The organism is Pacificispira sp. HM-600 (genome assembly GCF_977993705.1).
The window spans coordinates 3,078,731-3,101,212 of sequence record NZ_OZ388079.1 but is presented as its reverse complement, the minus strand read 5'-3'; the positions used below and the strand labels follow the sequence as shown (position 1 = coordinate 3,101,212).

Below are 22,482 nucleotides of genomic sequence, written 5' to 3'. Positions count from 1 at the left end.
GGCCTCAGGAGGTGAGGGCAGCGACCGCGTCGGCGACCGACACGACCTCGCGGTCACCGGTGCGGCGGTCCCACAGCTCGACCTGGCCCTCGGCGGCACCGCGGCCGACGATCAGGATCCGGGGCACACCGATCAGCTCGGCATCGCCGAACTTCACGCCCGGTGACACCTTGGGCCGGTCGTCGTAGAGCACATCGAGTCCGGCGCCCTCGAGCTCGTCGGAGATGGATGCCGCGAGGTCGAACGCCACGGCATCCCGTCCCGTCGCGACGACATGCACGTCGAACGGCGCGACGGAGGCGGGCCAGATCAGACCCTTGTCGTCGTTGCCCAGCTCGGCAATGATCGCGAGGATGCGCGTCACGCCGATGCCGTACGAACCCATCGTGACGGTGACGAGCTTGCCGTTCTCGTCGAGCACCTTCAGGCCCAGCGCCTCGGCGTACTTGCGGCCGAGCTGGAAGACGTGACCGATCTCCATGCCGCGTGCGAGATTGACCGGGCCAGAGCCATCCGGAGCCGGGTCACCCTCGCGCACCGAGGCGACCTCGACGAAGCCGTCGGCGACGAAGTCGCGGCCCGCGACGAGCGAGTGCACGTGCTTCTCGTGCGCGTTCGCGCCCGTGATCCATGAGGTGCCGTCGACCACGCGAGGGTCGAGAACGAAGCGAATGTTCGTGGCGGATTCCGCGCCGAGGATCGCTCCCGTGGTCGACCAGGGGCCGATGTAGCCCTTGACCAGCAGCGGATGCTTGGCGAAGTCGGCCTCGGTGGCGGCCTCGACCGCGGCCGGTGCGAATGCGACCTCGACGCGCTTGTCGTCGACGTCGCGGTCACCGGGCAGGCCCACGACGACCAGTTCGCGCGTGCCATCGAGGTGCGTGAGCGCGAGCACCACGTTCTTCAGCGTGTGCGCGGCGGTCCACTCCCCCGACGCGGGTGCGTCGAGGTGCGCGTTGGCGTGGGCGACGAGCGTGGCGATCGTCGGCGTGTTCGGCGAGTCGAAGATCACGGGCTCGGGCAGGCCGTCGAACGGGATCGGCTCGGGCGCGAGCGTCGTGAAGGCTTCGACGTTGGCGGCATAGCCACCGTCCGAGCGGACGAATGTGTCCTCGCCGACCGGGGTCGGGTGCAAGAACTCTTCGCTCCTCGAACCACCCATGGCCCCGGCATCCGCCTGCACGATCACGTACTCGAGGCCGAGGCGCGAGAAGATGCGCTCGTACGCATCCCGCTGCGACTGGTAGCTCGCGTCGAGACCGGCGTCGGTGTAGTCGAAAGAGTAGGCATCCTTCATCGTGAACTCGCGGCCACGCAGCAGGCCTGCGCGGGGCCGCGCCTCGTCGCGGTACTTGTCCTGGATCTGGTAGATCGACAGCGGCAGGTCCTTGTACGACGAGTACAGGTCCTTCACGAGCAGCGTGAAGACCTCTTCGTGCGTCGGCGCGAGCAGATAGTCGGCGCCCTTGCGATCTTGCAGGCGGAACAGCGCGTCGCCGTACTCCTCCCAGCGGCCGGTGACCTCGTAGGGCTCGCGCGGCAGCAAGGCCGGGAAGTGCACCTCGTACGCTCCGGCATTCGCCATCTCTTCGCGAACGACGGCCTCGATCTTGGCCTTGACCTTCAGCCCCAGCGGCAGCCAGGCGAAGACACCGGGCGCCTGGCGCCTGATGTAGCCGGCGCGAACGAGCAGCCGATGGCTCGTGACTTCTGCGTCAGAGGGGTCCTCACGGAGTGTGCGGAGGAAGTAGTGCGAGAGACGGGTGACCACGATCGTCCAGTCTAGGCGCGCGGATGCCCGGGGCCCTTCGCCGCGTTCTGCCTATCCCCGCGCCCGGTCCGCGCAGCGCCGCTGGATCCGCTCACCTGGCACTTGTTGTTGGCTCGTGGCGTCCCATCCCGCAACGACTGCCAGGCGAACGGATCCGTGGGCCGGATAGGCTCGCCCGCGTGTGCACCCGCATCTTCTGGAACGACAATCCCATCGCCAAGACCGTGGCACGGTGCATGGACTGGGCCGTCAGCGACGAACCGGAGCTCTGGTACATCCCGGCCGGACAGCAACGCTCGGGCGACGCTGGCGAAGGATCCCTCGCCTGGGTCTCGCAGCACGCCACTGTCGTCGTCAGCATGTGGGGCATCGGCACGGTCGACGGGCTGAACGACGCAGGTCTGGCTGCTCACGCGCTGTACTTGGATCCCGAGGATGTGTCGTTCCCCGCCGCCGACGAACGCCCGACTGTCGCCCACACGATGTGGGTCCAGTACCTGCTCGACAACTTCGCCACCGTTGCGGATGCGATCGCGGCCGTGGAAGACATCCGGATCGTCGCTCCCCTACTCCGCGGCGAAACCTTCGGCGTGCACATCGCCCTCGAGGACAGCACCGGCGACTCGGCGATCATCGAGCCGCTCGGCGGGCGGATGGTCGTGCACCACGGACCCGAATTCACGGTGATGGCCAACTCGCCGACACTCGACCAGCAGCTCGAGAACCTCGCGCGCTATCGCCCGTTCGGTGGTGAGCTTCCTCCCCCGGGCGACATCACCTCGCCCGACCGGTTCGTGCGCGCGGCATACTTCCTGCACTATCTGCCCGAGCCCGCAAGCCTCGACGAGGCCGTCGCCGGGGTCGTGCAGCTGATCGCCAACGTGTCGGTGCCCTACGGCGCGCCCTACGCCGATGGCGGCGTGTACCCGACCTGGTGGCGCTCGGCGGCGGACCTCACGAACCGCACATACTTTTTCGGCTCAACGCGGAGTCCGGGCATCTTCTGGATCGACGTGCCCTCGCTCGCGGGCACCACCGAGGCGCTGCGTCTCGACCCGCGCGACACATCACTCGTCGGCGACCAGACATCCCGTCTAGCGCCCGCCGCCCTCCGCTACTGAGCTCGGCTACGTCGAGCTGTCACAAAACGCTCCATACATCGAACGGATGCAGCGGTTCGTGACGGCTCGCCTACTCGGGACACTGCAGCGCGGCCAATAGCGCAACGTCCATCCCCGCGCAACGGGTGCCCGGATGATCGCGCTCAGAGCACGCCTGTGACAGGTTAGAGAGGTGGTTCATTGCCTGCCTGCCACCCCGCACGCGTAGAACCAGCGACGACCGCACCCGAGTGAGGACGAACGTATGACTGCCGCCGCAGAGCCCGCCCCCTATACGGCCTCGATCCCGATCATGACGCAGGAGCCGTTTCCGGATACGCCGGGCAGCCCCGAACCGGAATGGTTCAAGACCGCCGTCTTCTACGAGGTACTTGTGCGCTCGTTCAAGGACGGGGATGGCGACGGCACCGGAGACTTCCGCGGGTTGATCGACAAACTCGACTACCTGAAGTGGCTCGGCGTCGACTGCCTGTGGGTTCCGCCGTTCTTTCCCTCGCCATTGCGTGATGACGGGTACGACGTGGCCGACTACACCGGCGTCCTGCCGGAGCTCGGCACGGTCGCCGACTTCCAGGAGTTCCTGAACGCGGCGCATGAGCGCGACATCCGCGTGATCATCGACTTCGTCATGAATCACACGAGCGACGAGCATCCGTGGTTCCAAGCCAGCCGCAACGACCCGGATGGCCTGTACGGCGACTTCTACGTCTGGAGTGACACCGACGAGCTCTACGAGGAAGCCCGCATCATCTTCGTCGACACCGAACCGAGCAACTGGACGTGGGATCCGGTCCGCAAGCAATACTTCTGGCACCGGTTCTTCTCGCACCAGCCCGACCTCAACTTCGACAACCCGAAGGTGCATGAGGCCATGATCGACGCCATGCGATTCTGGCTCGATATGGGCCTGGACGGCTTCCGACTCGACGCCGTGCCCTACCTGTACGAGCGGCCGGGCACGAACGGCGAGAACCTTCCCGAGACGCACGAGTTCCTCCGCAAGGTGCGGGGGATCGTCGACACCGAGTACCCAGGTCGGGTGCTGCTCGCCGAGGCGAATCAGTGGCCGGCCGACGTCGTCGATTACTTCGGAGATCCGGATGTCGGGGGTGACGAGTGCCACATGTGCTTCCACTTCCCCGTGATGCCCCGCATCTTCATGGCGGTGCGCCGCGAGTCGCGGTTCCCGATCAGCGAGATCCTCGCCGAGACGCCGTCGATTCCGTCCGGATGTCAGTGGGGAATCTTCCTCCGAAACCACGACGAGCTCACGCTCGAGATGGTGACCGACGAAGACCGCGACTACATGTGGAACGAATACGCCCAGGACCCGCGGATGAAAGCCAACATCGGCATCCGTCGGCGTCTCGCTCCCCTGCTCGACAACGACATCGACCGGATCGAACTGTTCACCGCGCTGCTGCTGTCGCTGCCCGGGTCCCCCGTCCTCTACTACGGCGACGAGATCGGGATGGGCGACAACATCTGGCTCGGCGACCGCGACGGCGTCCGCACCCCGATGCAGTGGACATCCGATCGCAATGCCGGGTTCTCGACCGCGAACCCGGGCAAGCTCGACCGTCCGATCGTCCAGGACCCGGTCTACGGATACCTCGCGGTCAACGTCGAGGCTCAGCAGGAGGACCGCTCGTCGCTGCTGCACTGGACGCGCCAGATGATCCACGCCCGTAAACGCCATCCGGCATTCGGGCTCGGCAGCTTCAACGATCTCGGCGGATCGAACCCGTCGGTGCTCTCGTACTCCCGAGAGCACACGAACGATGACGGTACGGTCGATGTGATCGTGTGCGTCAACAACCTGTCCCAGTTCCCCCAACCCGTCGAACTCGATATGCGCCGCTTCGAGGGAATGGTGCCCGTTGAGCTCATCGGTGGCGCTCCGTTCCCCCGGATCGGCGAGCTGCCGTACCTGCTGACTCTCGGCGGCCACGGGTTCTACTGGTTCCAACTGCACGAGCCGGCGACCGAGTCGGAGGAGGTGGGGTTGCTGTGAGCGACATCGGTTACGCCCTGTTGGAGGGCTATCTCGTACGAACACGTTGGTTCGGCGGCAAGGGACGCCCGTTCCGGGTCTCGCAGGCTCGCGTGCTCGCTGAGCTTTCGGCACCCGAGCGGCCGAAGGTGACCGTGTACCTCGTGTCCGTGGAGTACGACGACGAGGTCGGCGGCACGGAGCTGTACCAAGTACCCCTGGCCGGCTACGGCGACATCGAAGACCGCATCGGCCACGCGTACGTCGGCGCGATCGAGGTCGACGGTCACCAGCGGCACCTCTACGACGCGGTGCACGACCGCGACGCCATGGCGCTCTGGCTGGACGCCTTCGTAGCCGCCGAAACGAGCGGCCAGGCCGACGCAGGTGGGTTGCGATTCCATCGACTGCCCGGCGGCGAGCCCCTCGATCCCGAGCTGCGCCCCTCGCCGATGACGGGCGAGCAGTCCAATTCGTCGGTCCGGTTCGACGAGACCGCGATGATGAAGATCTTCCGCAAGCTCAGTCCGGGCGTGAACCCCGACATCGAGATTCACGAGGAACTCACTCGGGGCGAGTCGGAGTACATCGCCGAGCTCTACGGGTGGATCGAGGCGACGGTCGACGGCGAGGTCTTCCAGCTGGCCATGCTGCAGGAGTTCCTCCGCACCGCCACCGACGGATTCGAGCTCGCGATGGCGAGTGTCCGCACGCTGCTGGCAGACCTCGAACAGGGAGTGGATGACTCGGGTGGCGATTTCGCGGGAGAGGCCGCGCGCCTCGGCGAAGCCCTCGCCAAGGTGCACGCGGTGCTTCGCGAGCGTTTCCCGTCAGATCGGACCGGGCAGGAGGCCACCGCGGCTCTCGCGGCTGCCATGACGGAGCGTCTGGACCAGGCCCTCCGGGTGGTTCCCGAGATCGAGCCTCACGCCGATCGACTGCGCGCCGTCTTCGCGGACGTCGCGGCGCTCGACGGACTCGACGTGCAGCGCGTGCACGGTGACCTGCATCTCGGTCAGACGCTGCGCACGTCACGCGGTTGGCGCCTCGTGGACTTCGAGGGCGAGCCAGGCCGGCCCTTCACAGAGCGGGCGCTGCCCGATTCGCCGTGGAGAGATGTCGCCGGCATGCTGCGTTCGTTCGACTATGCGCCCGGTGTCGTGGAGATGTCGTTGGCAGGCACGACCCGGATCATCGATGAGGAAGAGTGGGCCCTGCGGGGCGAACGCTCGAGCGAGTGGTCTTCGCGGGCACGCACTCACTTCGTCGACGGATACATCGCGGCTCTGAGTCCCCCGGAGGCCGACGAGGCCGACGAGGCCTCGAACGATGGCGGCGACACTCCGCGAGCCGAAGACGAGGCCAGCGCCCACGAGCGCCGCGTGCTGCTCGCGGCATACGTCGCCGATAAAGCCGTCTACGAGGTCGTCTACGAAAAGCGCAACCGCCCCGCGTGGGTGGGAATCCCGCTGGCCGCGCTCGCGCGCATCAACGCGGAGTAATTCGCCACCAGACCGGGTGGCCCGGCTCTGAGGTGGCCCGGCTCAGGGCTACCTCGGGTCAGGGCTGCCCGCTCAAGATTGCCGGGTCAGGCGGTGATGACCTGGGCCGTCCCAGGCGCGGCACCGGGGCCCATTTCATCCGCCAGACGGTTTGCCTCTTCGATGAGCGTTGCGACGATCTCGGACTCGGGGACGGTCTTGATGACCTGCCCCTTCACGAAGATCTGGCCCTTGCCGTTGCCTGATGCGACGCCCAGGTCGGCCTCGCGGGCCTCGCCGGGGCCGTTGACGACACAGCCCATCACCGCGACGCGGAGCGGGACGGTCATGTCCTTGAGCCCCTCGGTCACGTCGTCGGCGAGCGTGTAGACGTCGACCTGCGCACGCCCGCAGGACGGGCACGAGACGATCTCGAGCTTGCGCTCGCGCAGGTTCAGCGACTGCAGGATCTGGTGGCCGACCTTGACTTCTTCGGCGGGCGGGGCCGAGAGCGAGACACGAATCGTGTCGCCGATGCCTTCCCCGAGCAAAATGCCGAACGCCGTCGCCGACTTGATCGTGCCCTGGAAGGCGGGGCCGGCCTCGGTAACCCCGAGGTGCAGCGGCCAATCGCCCATCTCGGCCAGGAGACGGTATGCCTTGACCATCACGACGGGGTCGTTGTGCTTGACCGAGATCTTGAAATCGTGGAAGTCGTGCTCTTCGAAGAGGGATGCTTCCCAGCGCGCGCTCTCGGCGAGCGCCTCGGGCGTCGCCTTTCCGTACTTCTGCAGCAGGCGCGGGTCGAGAGATCCGGCGTTCACGCCGATGCGGAGTGAAACTCCGGCGGCCTTCGCAGCCGCTGCGATCGAGCCGACCTGGTCATCGAACTTCCGGATGTTGCCCGGGTTGACGCGCACGGCGGCACAGCCCGCGTCGATCGCTTGGAAGACATACTTCGGTTGGAAGTGGATGTCTGCGATGACCGGGATCTGGCTCTTCTTCGCGATGATGTGCAGCACATCGGCGTCATCCTGCGACGGGACGGCGACGCGCACGATCTCGCAACCGGATGCGGTCAGTTCGGCGATCTGCTGGAGCGTGGCGTTGATATTGGTCGTCGGCGTCGTGCACATCGACTGCACACTGACCGGCGCGTCGCCACCGACGAGCACCTTGCCGACGCGGATCTGTCGACTCTTGCGACGAGGCGCGAGAACATCCGGCACTTTCGGCATTCCGAGATTCACTGCTGGCACGCACCCAGCCTACGCGGATACGACCCCGCCGGGTCGGGAGCGAGATTCAGGAGATGCGCTTCATCTCGCTCTGAATCTGGCCCTCGGACGGCCCTCCCGCCGCGGGACCGAAGGCCCGAACGCCCGTGAATGCAACCCCGATGGCGATGCCGACGATCGGCCAGATCGGCCAGAATCCCTCGAACCCTCCCCCGGGTCCGCCCGAGAAAGCCCAGATGAGGATGAAGAGGACGCTCAAGATCAGCCAGGTGATGAGGGACTGCCAGAAGTGGTTCTTGGCTTTCAATCGGTTGATGGCGCGTGCGCGCAGATCGTCGCTCATGGCGAAAGCATAGGGCCGTAGGGGCGCCGCCCGGAAGAGCGGTGGCCCGCGTCCCGCGTGCTATCGTGACGGCATGTTCGCGAACCGTTCCTGGTGGCCCGCCTTCTAGGCGGTGTGTTCGCGTTTCCACGAATCCAGACCGCCCGAGTGGCGGTCTTTTCGTTTGAGCGACCGCCCCGCCGGGCCGAGCCGAAGGACCCACGATGACCGGCCATCGCCCCCCTAGTGATGCGGACGGCAGCGAGCTGCTGAAGCGTCTGCGCGATTCCGCAGCCGACCGTCCCCTCGTCCTGATCGCGCGCGACGGCGCTGATGTCGAAGTCCTCACGGGCACCGTCGTCGACGTCGAGCTGCTCGCCGACATCCCGCTGACGGATGCGGGGGGCGCACCGCAAGAGGTCCTGGCCCTGGTTCCGTACCGGCAGGTGCGCGAGCGCGGATTCGAATGCCACGACGACGGAGCACCGCTTCGTTGCATCATCGTCACCGAGCGCGGCGTTGTGTCCCGAGACAACGCGATGCGCGTCCTTCCCACCGCGCCGGTGCCTCTGCACGACACCGGCTTCGACGTCTCCGACGAGGACTACGCCGAGATCGTGCGCGACGTCATCGCCGACGAGATCGGACGCGGCGAGGGAGCGAATTTCGTCATCCGCCGTGACTTCACAGCTCGTGTCGAGGCCGACCCGCTCGAGACCGCCCTGACCTGGTTCCGCGCGCTACTCGAGCACGAGCGCGGCGCGTACTGGACGTTCGCGATCGTCACTCCCGGCCATGTCGCCGTGGGCGCGAGCCCTGAGGCGCACGTCAGCGCCAGTAACGGCGTCGTCACGATGAACCCCATCTCGGGTACGTTCCGCCACCCCGCGGGCGGCTCGACGCCGGAGGCGCTCACCGAGTTCCTCGAAAACACGAAAGAGACCGAAGAGCTCTTCATGGTCGTCGACGAAGAGTTGAAGATGATGAGCGCCGTCTGCTCGGATGGCGGACGCATCACGGGTCCGCATCTGAAAGAAATGTCCCGGCTGACGCACACCGAGTACATGCTGCGGGGCCGGAGCACGCTCGATCCTCGGGACATCCTGCGCGAGACGATGTTCGCGCCGACCGTCACGGGTTCGCCGATGCAGAACGCGTGCACGGTGATCCGCCGACACGAGACGAGCGCCCGGGGTTACTACTCCGGTGTCGCCGCCCTCTTCACCCCGAACGGCGACGCACACGATCTGGATGCGCCGATCCTGATTCGCACGGCCTACCTCGTCGATGGGCGCCTGCGCGTGCCTGTCGGTGCGACGCTCGTGCGCCACTCCGACCCGGATGGCGAGGTCGGCGAAACGCACGGCAAGGCCGCGGGTCTGCTCGGTGCGATCGGCGCGGTTCCGCGCGAGAGTGCGCCAGCACCCGTTGCGGATCCGGACGCCCCGACGACGCTCCGCGCACCGCTGGCCGACGACCCCGCGATCGCGACGCTGCTCGCCTCGCGCAACTCGCGGCTGGCTCCGTTCTGGCTCAACCCGCAGGACACCGACGCCCCGGGGCCCTTCACCGGGCGCACCGCGCTGGTGGTCGACGCCGAGGACCGGTTCACGACGATGCTCGCCCACCAGCTGCGCCATCTCGGGCTGACCGTGCGCATAGAGCACTGGTCCGAGGTGACGGATGCCGAGGCATCCGACGCCGAACTCCTGATCGCCGGCCCCGGTCCGGGCGACCCTCTCGACGACAGCCCCCGGATGCACCGCATGCGCGAGATCGTGTCGGCTCGGCTGGCTTCGGGACGTCCGCTGCTCGCAGTGTGCCTGAGCCATCAGATCCTCGCGCACACGCTCGGGATGACCCTCGCCCCGCTGGCCCGGCCACACCAGGGCCTGCAGCTCAGCGTCGACGTGTTCGGGCAACGCCCATCGATCGGGTTCTACAACACGTTCACGGTCAGCGTGGAGCCCGGAACGACGCGGCTCGGGCAGACCGAGATCGCGGCGGACCCGGCATCCGGCGACGTCTATGCGATGCGCGGCCCGGGCTATGCCTCGGTGCAGGGCCATCTCGAGTCGATCCTCTCGCGGGACGGGATCGAGACCCTCGAGCGCCTGATCGCTCAGGCCTTCACCCCCGTCGACGCCTGACCTCGCGGGCGCTGAGTCCCCGGCGGAGCACCTGCTGGGCCGCACTGCCCCTCTGATCTAACCTGGGGCGCCAGAATCACCCTGGGGCGCGAGCCCCCGCGCCCCAGGGTGATTCTGGCGCCCCAGGTTGCGAGGTGACCACCAGCCAGGGAGCGTCGAGGGGACGACAGGCTCAGGGAGCGTCGAGGCGACGACAGGCTCAGGGAACTGCAGGAGCGCCGGATCGTCAGTTGAACAGCTGAATCGGATTGAACACGTCGGCGAGCAGCAGCAGCGCTCCCATCCCGATCAGCAGAACCACGACGACGAACGTGACGGGCACGAGCTTGGTCGCATCGACCGGCTTCGGCGGCGGGCGACGGAACAGGCGCGCCGACGCCTTCTTCACGCCCTCCCAGAGGGCGACGACGATGTGACCGCCGTCGAGCGGGAGCAGCGGCACCAGGTTGAAGACGAAAAGCGCAATGTTGAGCGAACCGAGCAGGCCGAGCAGTACCGAAACGCGGCTCAGGATCGGCGCGTCCGTCGAAGCGACCTCGCCCGCGATCAGACCCACACCCACGACGCTCATCGGTCCGTTCGGGTCTCGCTCACCACCGGTGAACAGCGCGACGCCCGTCTCGTAGAGCTTGACCGGCAGCTGCGCGACGATACCGACCACGGCACCGACGTTCTCGATCGCGGCCTGTGGCCCTGTCCAGATCGGTTGGCTCTGCAGTTCGTTCGCCGGAGTGATGCCGACGAAGCCGACATCCTGAGTCTCCGCCACACCGTCCGCATCGACCACGGGCTGCCCGGTGTCGTCGTAAACCGGGCGCTCGGCGAGCAGGGGCGTGACCGCGAGGGTCTGCTGTGCACCGTCCCGCTCGATCTCGAAGTTCAGGCGCGTGCCGGGGTTGTCGCGGATGATCGCGGATGCCTCATCGAACGTCGCGACGGGTGCTCCATCGATCGAGAGGATGCGGTCGCCGGGAAGGATGCCGGCTGCCGCCGCGGGGCTCGCGGGGTCGTCCGGTCCGCACTCGGTCTGTTCGGATCCGGCCGCGACGACGCACTCGCTGACGGCCGCGACCGATGTCGAGGCGCTCTGCACGCCGATCCCGCTGAAGACCAGCATGAAGAGCAGGATGGCGAGCAGCAGGTTCATGACGGGCCCGCCGAGCATGATGATGATGCGCTTGTAGACGGGCAGGCGGTAGAAGGTGCGTGTGTCGGCGGTGCCGATCATCGTCTCTTCGTTGGCGACGCGTGCGTCCTGGATCATCGCCGCGAACATCCCCGCCGTGCGGCCCTGGCGTGGCGGCGCTGCTGCTCCCCCGCCGTCTGCATCCTGAGCGCCCACTCGCGTGACCTCGGCCTCGCGTTCGGCGGGCGTCGGGGGGTACATGCCCGACATCGAGATGTACCCGCCGATCGGAAGGGCCTTGATGCCGTACTCGGTCTCGCCGAACTTCCGCGACCACAGAGTGGGGCCGAGCCCGATCATGTATCGGCCGACGCGCACGCCGAAGAGCTTGGCCGGCACCAGGTGCCCGACCTCATGCAACGCGATGGAGATCGCCAGGCCGACGACGATGACAAGCAAGCCAATGGCGAAAGTCAGCACGGTCACGGGCCTACGCTACCGCCGGTTGCTTGGAGCGCGCCCCGAGGCTCGTATGCGTGCGGCCGGAGGCGCGGGAGGACGCCGCTAAAGTCGACAGAGCACCAACGAACGAGCGGATCGGGGCCGGGCATGCGCACACGCCAACTGCGCGCGCTCCGCGGGGCATCCGCCGCCACGATCGCCGTTCTCTTCGCCGCCGTCTCGCACACCATCGCTGGCGGTTCCGCACCGAGCTTCGCTGTCCTGCTCGGGGTATCCGCTCTCGCCTGGCCGATCACGACCGCGCTCGTCGGTCGGGGGCTCCGTCCGGTCGGACTCGCGTCGGCCGTGGTCGTCACGCAGGTGGCCCTGCACACCGTCTTCGCACTGACCTCGGGCTCCGGTGCGCCCGCGAGCGCAGCTCCGCAGAGTGGGGCCCTGCACCAGCACGGTCAGATCGTCGTAGATGCCACCGGGTCCGTCGCGCAGCTCGTGCTCCCCACTCCCCCCATGCTGGCCGCGCACGCTCTCGCCGCGATCGCCTCGTTCGTCCTGCTGCTCGCCGGCGAACGGATGCTGCGCGCCATCGCCGCGTGGACCCTCCGCCTGCTCGGCCGCGCCACCGCCACGGTGGTCGGTTGGGCATCCGTTCCACGCGCGACCTTCGCGGACGCGCCCGCACCTCTCGTCCGTATGGCCCGCGGTGTGGTTCGCCGCCGTGGGCCACCTCTGCAGTGGGGCGACGCCAGCGTCGCATGATCCGCCGGGCAATCCGCCCGAGCGTTCCCCACGAATCCGTCGTACCGGCTCATCGCCGCGCGGCGTCCACAGAGAGAACTTCGAACATGAACGGCACGACCCCTGCACGTACCCGCCCCACCCGCCGCCGCTTCGGCGCGCGGGCCGGAGCCGCGCTCCTCGCTTCGGCGGCCCTCGTCCTCGCGGCGCCCCTCGCCGCGCACGCACATGTCACAGCGACACCGGATACTGCGACCGCCGGCGGCTACGGCACACTGACCTTCGCCTTCAGCCACGGGTGTGACGGTTCGCCGACGACAGCACTCGAGATCACGATCCCCGAGGGGATGTCGTCCGTCTCGCCGACGATCGCCCCCGGATGGGATATCGACGTGCAGCGCGACGGAGAGGACGGTCCTGTCTCGCTCGTCACCTACACGGCACAGGAGCCCGTCGCGGACGGACTGCGCGCGACCGCCGTGCTCGGCGTGCAGTACGCCGAGGACACGGCGGGTGAGACGCTCGCATTCCCGATCAACCAGGTGTGCGAGGTCGGTAACACCGACTGGGCCGAGATTGCGGAAGACGGAGTCGACCCGCACTCGCTCGACGCTCCGGCGCCCACGGTGACCGTCGGCGAGGCGACCTCGGACGAGCACGGCACCGGCACCTCCGACAGCGAGCACTCCGACACCGACGAGCACGCCTCCGACGCTGAGGCCGCGACGGAGGCAACACCTCTGCCGATCGTGCTCGGTGGCGCGGGACTCGTGCTCGGCGCGGGCGCCCTCGTCGTCGCCCTGCTGGCCTTCCGTCGCGCCCGCAGCTGATGCGGTTCGGCCCGGTCACCACGTCCCGCGTGGTGACCGGGCCGAGTGCGTGCAGACCGAGGCATCCGTCCACTCGTCTGATTAGATGGAGGCGCCATGACGACACCCGCCTCTGAATCATCGTCTGACTCGTCCCCGGGTGCGTCGCGGCTTCCGCCGGTGCTCCGGCCCGAACGCCCGCCCGTCCGCTCCCTGCAGGCGCTCGCCGATCGGTACGCGACTACCGTGCACGGTGACATCGCCGGCACATCGGTCTCGGGCATCACCCTGGCAACCGCCGACCTACGCCCGGGCGAGGCGTTCGTCGCGATCCGGGGCGTCAACCGGCACGGTGCCGAGTTCGCCGCGCAGGTCGCTGAGAAGGGCGCTGTCGCGGTCATCACCGATGCCGCGGGCGCTGAGATCGCAGCCGACGCCGGTTTGCCGATCATCGTCGTCGAGAACCCCCGAGCCCTGCTCGGCGATCTGTCGGCCTGGGTGTACGGCACCGGCCCCGGCGACGACCTGCCGATCCTGCTCGGCACGACCGGCACGAACGGAAAGACCAGCACGTCACACCTCCTCGCGGGAATCCTCGAGCAGCTCGGGGTGGTCGTCGGGCTCAGTTCCACGGCCGAACGGCACATCGCCGGAGAAGTCATCGTTTCGCGGCTCACGACGCCCGAAGCATCCGAATTCCACGCCCTCCTCGCTCTGATGCGCGAACGCGGCGTCGAGGCCGTCGCCGTCGAGGTGAGCGCCCAGGCCCTCAGCCGTCATCGCGTCGACGGACTCGTCTTCGACGTCGCGGCATTCACGAACCTCACGCACGATCACCTCGACGACTACCCCGACATGCGGGCTTATCTCGAGGCCAAGCTGCCACTCTTTCAGCCCGACCGCGCCCGGCGCGGCGTGGTCTCGCTCGACTCGGCCGCGGGCGCCGAGTTCGTCGCGAGCTCGGGCATTCCCGCCGTCACGATCGGCACGCCAGCCATCGCCGCGGATCCCGAGGCTGCCGCGGCGGCCGACTGGACCGTCACGATCCACGACGAGACGCAGGCGGGTACCCGGTTCACGCTCTCAGGTCCCGACGGCGACCTGACCACCGTGGTACCCGTGATCGGTCCGCACATGGCCGCGAACGCGGGCCTCGCGATCGTCATGCTGCGCGAGGCGGGGTATCCGTGGGATCGGATCGTCGAGGCCCTGGAACGCGACGGCACCATCCACGCCTACCTCCCCGGGCGCACGGAACGCGTATCGGGAGACCGCGGACCCGCGGTGTTCGTCGACTTCGGACACTCCCCCGACGCATTCGAGAAGACCCTCGCCGCGGTGCGCCGTGTCACGCCCGGCAAGGTGCTGATGCTGTTCGGCGCCGACGGCGACCGCGATGCCACCAAGCGCCACGACATGGGACGGACTGCGGTGCAGGGCAGCGACATCCTCGTCGTGACCGACCACCACCCGCGCTTCGAGGACCCGGATTCGATCCGCGCGACCCTGATCGAGGGGGCGCGACGCGCGCGACCGGATGCCGAGATCCACGAGTACTCACCGCCGGAGCGCGCCATCGACGCGGCGGTCGACATGGTCGGCGAAGGCGACGCGATCCTATGGGCGGGCCCGGGGCACCAGGACTACCGCGACATCCGAGGTGTCCGAACCCCGTACTCGGCGCGGGAGCTGGCAAGGCGGGCGCTCAAGGCGCGCGGTTGGCCCGTGCCGGAGCCGCACTGGCCGGTCCCCTACCCCGACTGAGAGCGTGGGAGATCAGGATGCAGCGGCGATCGCGGCATCCGCCGTTCGGCGCGCCCAGGCCTCGGCATCCGCGAGGCTCTCCCTGGTCAAGGCATCCGGCGGCTCGTGTGCGTCCACGACGCGCGCCACGGTGTCGACGATGCCGGTGAATGCGAGGCGCCCCTCATGAAACGCATCCACCGCTTGCTCGTTCGCCGCGTTGTATACCGCGGGGTACGCGCCTCCCGCGCGGCCGACCCGCTTGGCGAGGGCGACAGCGGGAAAGGCCTTCTCGTCGAGCGGCTCGAACGTCCATGACGTCGTCGTGGTCCAATCGAGCGGACGGCCGACGCCGCCCACGCGGTCCGGCCAATCCAGCCCCAGCGCGATCGGCAGGCGCATGTCGGGCGGCGACGCCTGCGCCAACGTCGAGCCGTCCACGAACTCGACCATCGAGTGCACGATCGACTGCGGGTGCACGACGACATCGATCTCGTCATACGGGACATCGAACAGCAGGTGAGCTTCGATGACTTCCAGACCCTTGTTGACGAGCGTCGCCGAGTTCGTCGTCACCATCCGACCCATGTCCCAGGTCGGGTGAGCCAGAGCCTCGGACGGGGTGACATTCTCGAGCTCGGCACGGGAGCGGCCGCGGAACGGGCCTCCGGATGCCGTGAGCACGAGCCGTCGCACCTCGTGCGCCGCCCCGGCGCGCAGACACTGCGCTATCGCGGAATGCTCAGAATCAACGGGCACGATCTGACCGGGCGCGGCAACTCGCGACACGAGATCTCCCCCGACGATCAGCGACTCCTTGTTCGCGAGCGCGAGCGTGCGACCGCACTCCAGCGCTGCGAGGGTTGGCCCCAGGCCCACCGAGCCGGTGATCCCGTTCAGCACGACATCCGTCTCGACGCTGCGCACGAGCGCCTCGGCCTCGTCCGCTCCCAGGGCGGTATGCTCCACCCCGAACTCGGCGGCCTGGGCCTCCATCGTCGCGCGATCCGTGCCGGCGGCGAGCCCCACCACTTCGAACCGTCCCGGATTGGCACGCACGACGTCGAGCGCCTGCGTGCCGATCGAGCCGGTGGATCCGAGGATGATGATGCGGCGCATTCGGTCAGCCTACCGAGCGGGCAGAGCAGGCCACTTCGACAGGCTCAGTGACCGTGCCGGTCGCTGACCGCGCTGCAGCTCAGTGCCCGCAGCGCAGCGACCGGGCTGTCAGCCCGCGGCGCGCTGCGTGGCGGGCTGTCAGCCCGCGGCGCGCTGCGTGGCGAGGATGTCGACGACGAAGACGAGGGTCTCGTTCTGAAGTTCGTTGCCCTCGACCGCGCCGTAGCCGAACTCGGGCGGGATCACGACGACAACCTGCGAGCCGACAGCCTGCCCCTCGAGCGCCTGACGGAACCCGTCGACGACTCCGGTGGTCGTGAAACTCGCGGGCGCCCCACTCTCCCAGCTGGAGTCGAAGACCGTGCCATCCGACCACTTCACGCCGGTGTACTGCACCAGGACGGTGTCGCCCGAGTTGACGGTCGCACCATCACCCTGCTTCAGCACCTCGATGTCGACGGTCGTGGGCGCATCCCCTCCCGGGAGGGTGATGGTCGGTGCGCCGTCCTCGGCGAGTTCGACGGCCGGAAAGCCATCCACGGGCGACTGGTCGGCGCCCCACGCGGCGAGGGGGGTCACGCCGAGCACATCGACGACGTACACCTCAGCACTCACGGCCTCGCCCGAGGTCGAGTCCTGGCTCGCCGGGAACGTGAGCACGAGGCGCGAGCCGATGTTCGCGCATCCCATGATCTGACCGAAGTTCGAGTCGCTCGTGACGGCAGCGGGCAGGATCTCGCCCTCCACGTAGCCGACGTCGCCGAGACGCTCGCCGGTGTCGGCCGAGAATGCGCTCAGCGCGTACTGGACGTAGTCGCCCTCTTCAAGCGGGTCGCCGTCACCCTCGGTGATGACCGTCCGCTCCAACTCGGGAACCTCGAGTCCCGTCGTGAAGGTCGCGGTCGATACCGTGCCGGCATCGCCTTCGACCGTCACGGCCTCGGATGCGTCGCCGGAGGGCGCAGCAGCATCGCAGAGCGACCCGGTACCGGAAGCGGCGGCATCGGGCGTGCCCGCGCCGGAGCAACCCGCCAGGACGATGGCGGACAGGGCGAGCGCCGACAGGGCGACGAGCGGGCGAATGCGCACGGATAGACCTCGATGCTGTTCGGGGAGAGACATCCATCCTGACGGAGGTTTCTTTGACTCACCTGAACGCCCGCACACGCGTGCTCGCATTCCCTGGCGTGCATGCTTACCGGTATAGCCTCGGGCAATGACCTCCGCAGAACCGGAGCCCACCGGCGCGCCCGCAACTGGCGAACTCGCCCACGGTGAACCCGGGATGAGTTGGACCTATCGACTGGGTCGCACGTTCGTCGCCCCGCTCGCGCGAATGGTCTATCGCCCGATCATCGAGGGCCGCGAACACGTTCCCCGTGACGGTGCCGTGATTCTCGCGAGCAACCACCTCTCGTTCATCGACTCGGTCTCGATTCCCGTTGCGGCGCCGCGACCCGTGCACTTCTTGGCGAAGTCGTCGTACTTCGAGGGCTCCGGGATGTCCGGATGGTTCACGCGTGAGTTCTTCTTCGCGATCGGAGCCGTTCCCGTCCAGCGCGGGGCCGGTCAAGCGGCGCTCGATGCCCTCGACCAGCAGCGGGCGCTTCTGGATTCCGGCCGCGCCGTCGCCTTGTATCCCGAGGGCACGCGGTCGCTCGACGGTCGTCTCTATCGCGGTCGGACGGGCGCGGCGTTCCTCGCTTTGCAGACCGGTGCCCCGGTCGTGCCGGTGGGACTCATCGGGACGGCCGAGGTCATGCCGGTCGGCGCACGGATGCCGTCGCTCCGCGAGAGGGTGACCGTCCGCTTCGGTCAACCTCTCGACCTGTCCCACCACGGCGCACCCGAGTCTGGGCGTGCTCGCCGCGGCGCGACCGACGAGATCATGGCTGCGATCCACGCGCTCACGGGTCAAGAACTCGCGGGCACCTACAACGAGGCACCCGCGCAGGGCGCCGTCGAGAAGATCAAGCGCGTGCTGCCGCACGAGCGGCTCTGACCCGCCGACCCAACCCGACGCGCCCGACCGAACGCCGGGCGGGTCCGGGCAGCTTCAGCCCGCGACGCTGATCGTCGCCTCGTGGCGCACCGGGAAGTTGACCGAGTTCGCGATGAAACACCACTCGTTCGCGAGAGTGTGTGCCCGGTGCGCCTCATCGAGCATCGAGGCATCCGCCACCACAACGCGCGGCCGCAACACCACCTCGGTGAAAGCGCCTCCCCCGCGGCCGTCGAGCGCCATCGTCCCCTCCGCCTCGTCGGAGTAGTCGAGCACGATCACCCCGAGCGTGACGCACGCGTGGAGGTAGCTCAGCAGATGACACTCTGACAGCGCGGCGACCAACAGGTCTTCGGGATTCCACTTCGCGGGATCCCCCCGGAAGGGACGATCCGCGGATGCCTCGAGCCCGGGTTTCCCGGCGATCTCGATCGTGACCGACCGGTCGTAGTCGCGGTAGCCGCTGGTGCCCGTTCCGCGGTCGCCAGTCCAGGTCGTGGCCACGCGATAGCGGTGTTCGCCGTTCATAGGGGAAGTTTCCCATGCCTCGGGATGCTGATCGCTTACGCCGGCCGCGGAGCCCGCCGAGCGGGTGGCGCGTGGCGACGCGATTAGGCTGACCTGGTGTCAAGATCCCTCACCGTTCCGGGCGCCGTCGAACTCGCCACCGTCGATCGCGGCGGCTTCGTCGAGTCTCGGCATAGTGGCGCCGCGGTCGTGCTCTCACCCGACGGAACGATCCGTGCATCCTTCGGCGATGCGGAAGCGGCTCTTCTGCCCCGTTCGAGCCTCAAGCCGTTCCAGGCCGTCGGGATGCTCACGGCCGGCGTCGAGCTCGACGGCGAGCGCCTCGGGCTCACCACCGCGAGTCACACCGGCACGGATCGCCATGTCGGCGTCGTCCGCGCCGTCCTCGAGCAGGCGGGATTGACCGAGGATGCCCTCGGATGCCCGGCAGCCCGGGCGTCGGATCCCGAAACCCGCGACCGCCAGATTCGTGACCTCGATCCCGCGGCGCCGGTCCGGATGAACTGCTCGGGCAAGCACGCCGGAATGCTCCTGACGTGTGTCACGAACGACTGGGACACGGCGGGCTACCTCGGCTCCGACCATCCGTTGCAGCGTCACCTGCGCGACACGATCGAGCGTCTCACGGGCGAGAAGATACAGGCGAGCGTCATCGACGGATGCGGGGCGCCGGTCCATGCCGTGACCCTCAACGGGCTCGCACGCGGCATTCACCGCATGGGCACAGCGTCCGAGCGATCGCCCTTCGCCCTGCACCGTCAGGCCGCGGCCGTCGTCCGTGCGGTGCGCGAGAACCCGTGGACGATCGCCGGACCTGATCAGCCCGACACGCTCATCGCCGAGCGTCTGGGGGTTTTCGCAAAGCTCGGCGCCGAGGGCGTTCAGGTCGCGGTGGCACCCGATGGCACGACCGTGGCTCTGAAAATGCTCGACGGGGGCCAGCGCGCGGCACCCATCGTCGCCCTCACCCTGTTGCAGACGGCTGGCGCCCTGAGCGCGGCGGCTGTCGCACTCGTATCGAATGACCTCCAGCTCGACATCCACGGCGGTTCCGAGGTTGTCGGCCGCATCCGCCCCACCGTCGGCGTCTCGTGACGGACGACGCGTCCGTCTGCATCTGACGTCCCGCATTCACCACCCTCAGGAAGAGAGACCGCATGAGGATCGCCGTTCCGACCGAGGTCAAGAACAACGAGTATCGGGTCGCACTGACGCCCGCGGGAGCCCACGAACTGGTGCGTGCCGGACACGAGCTGTTGGTCCAGCGCGGTGCGGGAGAGGGCTCGTCGTTATCGGACGGCGAGTACGCCGCAGCGGGCGCAACGCTGATCGACGACGCCGACGAGGTGTGGGCCGCAAGCGAGATGGTGTTGAAGGTCAAGGAGCCCGTGGCATCCGAGTATCACCGCTTCCGCCCGGGGCTCGTGCTGTTCACCTACCTACATCTGGCCGCGGACCGTTTGCTCACGGAGCGTCTGCGCGATGACGAGGTCGTCGCGATCGCGTACGAGACCGTGCAGTTGCCGGGCGGGGCCCTCCCCCTTCTTGCGCCGATGAGCGAAGTCGCCGGCCGTTTGGCTCCGACCGTCGGAGCGCACACCCTGCTCAGATCGGAGGGCGGACTCGGCGTTCTGATGTCGGGGGTTCCGGGCACGCGGCCCGCTCGAGTAACGATCATCGGAGGCGGCGTGGCGGGCGCGAGCGCTGCGGCGGTCGCCGTCGGCCTCGGTGCTGACGTCACGGTCTTCGACACCCAGGTCGCGCGCCTGCGAGAACTCGACGACCGTTTCGCGGGGCGAGTGAAGACCGCCGCATCCAACCCGCTCGATCTCGACCGGGCAGTGATCGATTCCGACCTCGTGATCGGCGCGGTCCTGGTACCGGGCGCGCGTGCGCCGAAGCTGGTGACCAATGAGATGGTTGCCCGGATGCGTCCCGGCAGCGTGCTCGTGGACATCGCCGTGGATCAGGGCGGATGCTTCGAGGACACGCATCCGACCACTCACGCCGACCCGACTTTTCGCGTGCACGGGTCGGTGTTCTATTGCGTGGCGAACATGCCGGGCGCTGTGCCCCATACCTCGACCGCCGCGCTCGCCAACGCGACTCAGCCGTACATCCGTCAGCTCGCGGGCCGCGGTTGGCGCTCGGCGCTGGCGGCTGATCCCGCCTTCGCACACGGCTTGAACGTCGCCGAGGGGCGGATCGTCAACGCGGGAGTTGCCGAGGCGCACGGCCTGCCGCTGACGCGGCTCGAGGATATCGTCGGCTGAGCGCCCGCCGCTCGCGCCCGGCACTGGCGCGACTAGGCGAGGCCCCCGTCGATCGAACGCCCGTATTCGGCCGGGTCGTCGGGCACGAGCACCTCTGAGTCGCGGTTGAGGGTGTCGCCGCGGAAGAACGGCTTGGACCGCGGGAACGCGAACCAGATGAGCATCAGCAAGACGCCGAAGGCGAGCGCACCGATACCGAGGACGAAGGTGCTTCCGATGCCCAGCAGCGACCCGCTGTATCCGTAGTCGACGTCGTACATGTCGATGGCGGACTGAACGAACGCGTACGTGAGCATGAGCGCGCCGAGGAGAGGCAGCAGCCCCTTGTAGAAGAAGTCACGCCCCGACTGGAAAAGGTCTTTGCGGAAGTACCAGACGCAGGCGTAGCCGGTGATGCCGTAGTAGAAAGCGATCGCGAGCCCGAGCGAGAGGATCGAGTCCTGCAGGATGTTGTCGCTGATCAGTGTCATACCGATGTAGTACAGCGACGCGACAACGCCCATCACCAGGGTCGAGAAAGACGGGGTCTTGTACTGCGGGTGCACGGAGGCGAACCGATGCGGTAGGGCCTTGTAGGCCGCCATGGAGAGGGTGCCGCGAGCGGTGGGAAGGATCGTGGTCTGCGTGGACGAGACCGCCGAGATGAGGACCGCGACGACGAGCACCCACCCGAACGGGCCGAGCAGGCCGTCCTTGATTGCCAGGAAGAAGTCGTCGGCGTTGGCTTCGTTGCCGAGCCCCGTGCCGTTCGTTCCGAGACCCGCGTACATCATCGCGGCGACGGTGACGGTGACGTAGGTGACGAGCAGGATGACCGTGGTGAGCAGAGCAGCGCGCCCCGGGATGCGCTTGGGGTCCTTCGTTTCTTCGTTGAGGGCCAGGCAGGTGTCCCAGCCCCAGTAGATGAAGAGCGCGAGCAGGATCGCCTCGGTGAAGCCGGACCAGTCGGTGAAGCCCAGCGGGTTGAACCAGGCCCAGTCGAACGGCGTCGCGTTGGGGGCGGTGCCCGAGAAGAATTGCGTGAGCGCTGCGATCACGAAGATCGCCAGGGCGAGATATTGGATGGCGAGCAGAATGTTCTGCACGCGCTCGCCGATTTCGACACCGCGCCAGCTGATCCACGTCATCGCGGCGATGAAGAAAACGCCGGTGGCCGTGACGAGCGGGACGTTCTCGGAGAGCGAGCCGTCGCCGATCAGGGACCAGAAGTAGATGGCCGCGATCTGCGCGAGGTTGGCCAACACGACCATGCCGGCGACTGCCACGCCCCAGCCGCCCATCCACCCGACGAACGGGCCGAATGCCTTGGTGCCCCAGGTGAACGTGGTGCCGCAGTCGGGGACGGCTCTGTTGAGTTCGCGGTACGCGAAGGCGATGAACAGCATCGGTATGAAAGCGATCACGAACGCGATCGGGGCCTGGGCTCCCACCGCGAGCACGACGAAGCCGAGGGTCGCGACGAGCGAGTAGACGGGCGCCGTCGAGGCCAGTCCGATCACGGTCGAACCCCAGAGCCCCAGTGTGCCGGCGGCGAGACCCTTGCCTTCGGGACGGCGGAGGTCGATCGGAGTGGTGGCGGTCATGTCCACACCTTGGCCGAGCGGAAGGC

The 22,482-nt window shown here is 68.1% G+C and carries 18 protein-coding genes; 10 read left to right on the top strand and 8 right to left on the bottom strand.

Annotated features, from left to right (window positions below):
• Nucleotides 1–4: 4 nt before the first annotated feature.
• The gene (locus ACXZ1E_RS14820; RefSeq protein WP_458041217.1) at nt 5–1,771 is read right to left on the bottom strand and encodes a proline--tRNA ligase; all 1,767 of its coding nucleotides are present in this window, start codon (nt 1,769–1,771) and stop codon (nt 5–7) included.
• 179 nt (nt 1,772–1,950) lie between these two features.
• Between ACXZ1E_RS14820 and ACXZ1E_RS14815 the strand changes: the two genes are divergently transcribed.
• The 3 genes from ACXZ1E_RS14815 to ACXZ1E_RS14805 all read left to right on the top strand — a co-directional run bounded on the left by ACXZ1E_RS14815 (nt 1,951) and on the right by ACXZ1E_RS14805 (nt 6,387).
• Nucleotides 1,951–2,892, top strand: coding sequence for a linear amide C-N hydrolase (locus ACXZ1E_RS14815; protein WP_458041216.1), 942 nt, complete (start codon nt 1,951–1,953; stop codon nt 2,890–2,892).
• Between the two features lie 244 nt (nt 2,893–3,136).
• Complete coding sequence (gene treS / locus ACXZ1E_RS14810) at nt 3,137–4,906, top strand: maltose alpha-D-glucosyltransferase (protein WP_458041215.1); 1,770 nt, start codon at nt 3,137–3,139, stop codon at nt 4,904–4,906.
• Entirely contained in the window at nt 4,903–6,387 is a 1,485-nt protein-coding gene (locus tag ACXZ1E_RS14805; protein ID WP_458041214.1) for a maltokinase N-terminal cap-like domain-containing protein, read from the top strand. Before treS ends, ACXZ1E_RS14805 begins: the two co-directional genes overlap by 4 nt.
• Before the next feature lie 86 nt (nt 6,388–6,473).
• Here ACXZ1E_RS14805 and ispG read toward each other — a convergent pair whose 3' ends face one another.
• Nucleotides 6,474–7,625 carry a flavodoxin-dependent (E)-4-hydroxy-3-methylbut-2-enyl-diphosphate synthase gene (gene ispG / locus ACXZ1E_RS14800; protein WP_458351983.1) on the bottom strand — a complete coding sequence of 384 codons (1,152 nt, stop codon included), beginning with the start codon at nt 7,623–7,625 and terminating at the stop codon, nt 6,474–6,476.
• A 46-nt stretch (nt 7,626–7,671) separates the two neighbouring features.
• Nucleotides 7,672–7,947: a 2TM domain-containing protein gene (locus ACXZ1E_RS14795; RefSeq protein ID WP_458041213.1), complete on the bottom strand. Its 276-nt coding sequence runs from the start codon at nt 7,945–7,947 to the stop codon at nt 7,672–7,674.
• Between the two features lie 203 nt (nt 7,948–8,150).
• On the opposite strand from ACXZ1E_RS14795, the gene ACXZ1E_RS14790 reads away from it, so the two are divergent.
• Nucleotides 8,151–10,076 carry an anthranilate synthase family protein gene (locus ACXZ1E_RS14790; protein WP_458041212.1) on the top strand — a complete coding sequence of 642 codons (1,926 nt, stop codon included), beginning with the start codon at nt 8,151–8,153 and terminating at the stop codon, nt 10,074–10,076.
• Nucleotides 10,077–10,302: 226 nt separating this feature from the next.
• Here the strand turns inward: ACXZ1E_RS14790 and ACXZ1E_RS14785 are convergent, their stop codons facing one another.
• Entirely contained in the window at nt 10,303–11,688 is a 1,386-nt protein-coding gene (locus ACXZ1E_RS14785; protein WP_458041211.1) for a M50 family metallopeptidase, read from the bottom strand.
• Nucleotides 11,689–11,811: 123 nt separating this feature from the next.
• Here ACXZ1E_RS14785 and ACXZ1E_RS14780 point away from each other — a divergent pair, with 123 nt between their 5' ends.
• From ACXZ1E_RS14780 to ACXZ1E_RS14770, 3 genes are all read left to right on the top strand, one after another.
• The gene (locus ACXZ1E_RS14780; RefSeq protein WP_458041210.1) at nt 11,812–12,420 is read left to right on the top strand and encodes a hypothetical protein; all 609 of its coding nucleotides are present in this window, start codon (nt 11,812–11,814) and stop codon (nt 12,418–12,420) included.
• 86 nt (nt 12,421–12,506) lie between these two features.
• Complete coding sequence (locus ACXZ1E_RS14775) at nt 12,507–13,229, top strand: YcnI family protein (RefSeq protein ID WP_458041209.1); 723 nt, start codon at nt 12,507–12,509, stop codon at nt 13,227–13,229.
• A 159-nt stretch (nt 13,230–13,388) separates the two neighbouring features.
• Nucleotides 13,389–14,972, top strand: a complete 1,584-nt coding sequence (locus ACXZ1E_RS14770) for a Mur ligase family protein (RefSeq protein ID WP_458041208.1) — start codon at nt 13,389–13,391, stop codon at nt 14,970–14,972.
• 12 nt (nt 14,973–14,984) lie between these two features.
• Here ACXZ1E_RS14770 and dxr read toward each other — a convergent pair whose 3' ends face one another.
• Together dxr and ACXZ1E_RS14760 are read right to left on the bottom strand one after the other, a co-directional pair.
• Entirely contained in the window at nt 14,985–16,070 is a 1,086-nt protein-coding gene (dxr, locus tag ACXZ1E_RS14765; RefSeq protein ID WP_458041207.1) for a 1-deoxy-D-xylulose-5-phosphate reductoisomerase, read from the bottom strand.
• 138 nt (nt 16,071–16,208) lie between these two features.
• The gene (locus ACXZ1E_RS14760) at nt 16,209–17,159 is read right to left on the bottom strand and encodes an FKBP-type peptidyl-prolyl cis-trans isomerase (RefSeq protein WP_458041206.1); all 951 of its coding nucleotides are present in this window, start codon (nt 17,157–17,159) and stop codon (nt 16,209–16,211) included.
• Between the two features lie 127 nt (nt 17,160–17,286).
• On the opposite strand from ACXZ1E_RS14760, the gene ACXZ1E_RS14755 reads away from it, so the two are divergent.
• Nucleotides 17,287–18,072: a lysophospholipid acyltransferase family protein gene (locus tag ACXZ1E_RS14755; RefSeq protein ID WP_458041205.1), complete on the top strand. Its 786-nt coding sequence runs from the start codon at nt 17,287–17,289 to the stop codon at nt 18,070–18,072.
• Nucleotides 18,073–18,126: 54 nt separating this feature from the next.
• Here ACXZ1E_RS14755 and ACXZ1E_RS14750 read toward each other — a convergent pair whose 3' ends face one another.
• Nucleotides 18,127–18,600, bottom strand: a complete 474-nt coding sequence (locus ACXZ1E_RS14750) for an OsmC family protein (RefSeq protein WP_458041204.1) — start codon at nt 18,598–18,600, stop codon at nt 18,127–18,129.
• Nucleotides 18,601–18,696: 96 nt separating this feature from the next.
• On the opposite strand from ACXZ1E_RS14750, the gene ACXZ1E_RS14745 reads away from it, so the two are divergent.
• Together ACXZ1E_RS14745 and ald are read left to right on the top strand one after the other, a co-directional pair.
• Nucleotides 18,697–19,695, top strand: coding sequence for an asparaginase (locus ACXZ1E_RS14745; protein ID WP_458041203.1), 999 nt, complete (start codon nt 18,697–18,699; stop codon nt 19,693–19,695).
• A gap of 62 nt (nt 19,696–19,757) precedes the next feature.
• Complete coding sequence (ald, locus tag ACXZ1E_RS14740; protein WP_458041202.1) at nt 19,758–20,873, top strand: alanine dehydrogenase; 1,116 nt, start codon at nt 19,758–19,760, stop codon at nt 20,871–20,873.
• Between the two features lie 32 nt (nt 20,874–20,905).
• Here the strand turns inward: ald and ACXZ1E_RS14735 are convergent, their stop codons facing one another.
• Nucleotides 20,906–22,456, bottom strand: a complete 1,551-nt coding sequence (locus ACXZ1E_RS14735) for an APC family permease (protein ID WP_458041201.1) — start codon at nt 22,454–22,456, stop codon at nt 20,906–20,908.
• Nucleotides 22,457–22,482 lie beyond the last annotated feature (26 nt).

What these genes read in the sequence shown, in the direction of transcription:
- ACXZ1E_RS14790 (WP_458041212.1), top strand. Translation starts at nt 8,151, where the DNA reads ATGACCGGCCATCGCCCCCCTAGTGATGCGGACGGCAGCGAGCTGCTG.
- ACXZ1E_RS14775 (WP_458041209.1), top strand. Translation starts at nt 12,507, where the DNA reads ATGAACGGCACGACCCCTGCACGTACCCGCCCCACCCGCCGCCGCTTC.
- ald (WP_458041202.1), top strand. Translation starts at nt 19,758, where the DNA reads ATGAGGATCGCCGTTCCGACCGAGGTCAAGAACAACGAGTATCGGGTC.
- ACXZ1E_RS14795 (WP_458041213.1), bottom strand. Translation starts at nt 7,947, where the DNA reads ATGAGCGACGATCTGCGCGCACGCGCCATCAACCGATTGAAAGCCAAG.
- ACXZ1E_RS14735 (WP_458041201.1), bottom strand. Translation starts at nt 22,456, where the DNA reads ATGACCGCCACCACTCCGATCGACCTCCGCCGTCCCGAAGGCAAGGGT.
- ACXZ1E_RS14780 (WP_458041210.1), top strand. Translation starts at nt 11,812, where the DNA reads ATGCGCACACGCCAACTGCGCGCGCTCCGCGGGGCATCCGCCGCCACG.
- dxr (WP_458041207.1), bottom strand. Translation starts at nt 16,070, where the DNA reads ATGCGCCGCATCATCATCCTCGGATCCACCGGCTCGATCGGCACGCAG.
- ACXZ1E_RS14755 (WP_458041205.1), top strand. Translation starts at nt 17,287, where the DNA reads ATGACCTCCGCAGAACCGGAGCCCACCGGCGCGCCCGCAACTGGCGAA.
- ACXZ1E_RS14750 (WP_458041204.1), bottom strand. Translation starts at nt 18,600, where the DNA reads ATGAACGGCGAACACCGCTATCGCGTGGCCACGACCTGGACTGGCGAC.
- treS (WP_458041215.1), top strand. Translation starts at nt 3,137, where the DNA reads ATGACTGCCGCCGCAGAGCCCGCCCCCTATACGGCCTCGATCCCGATC.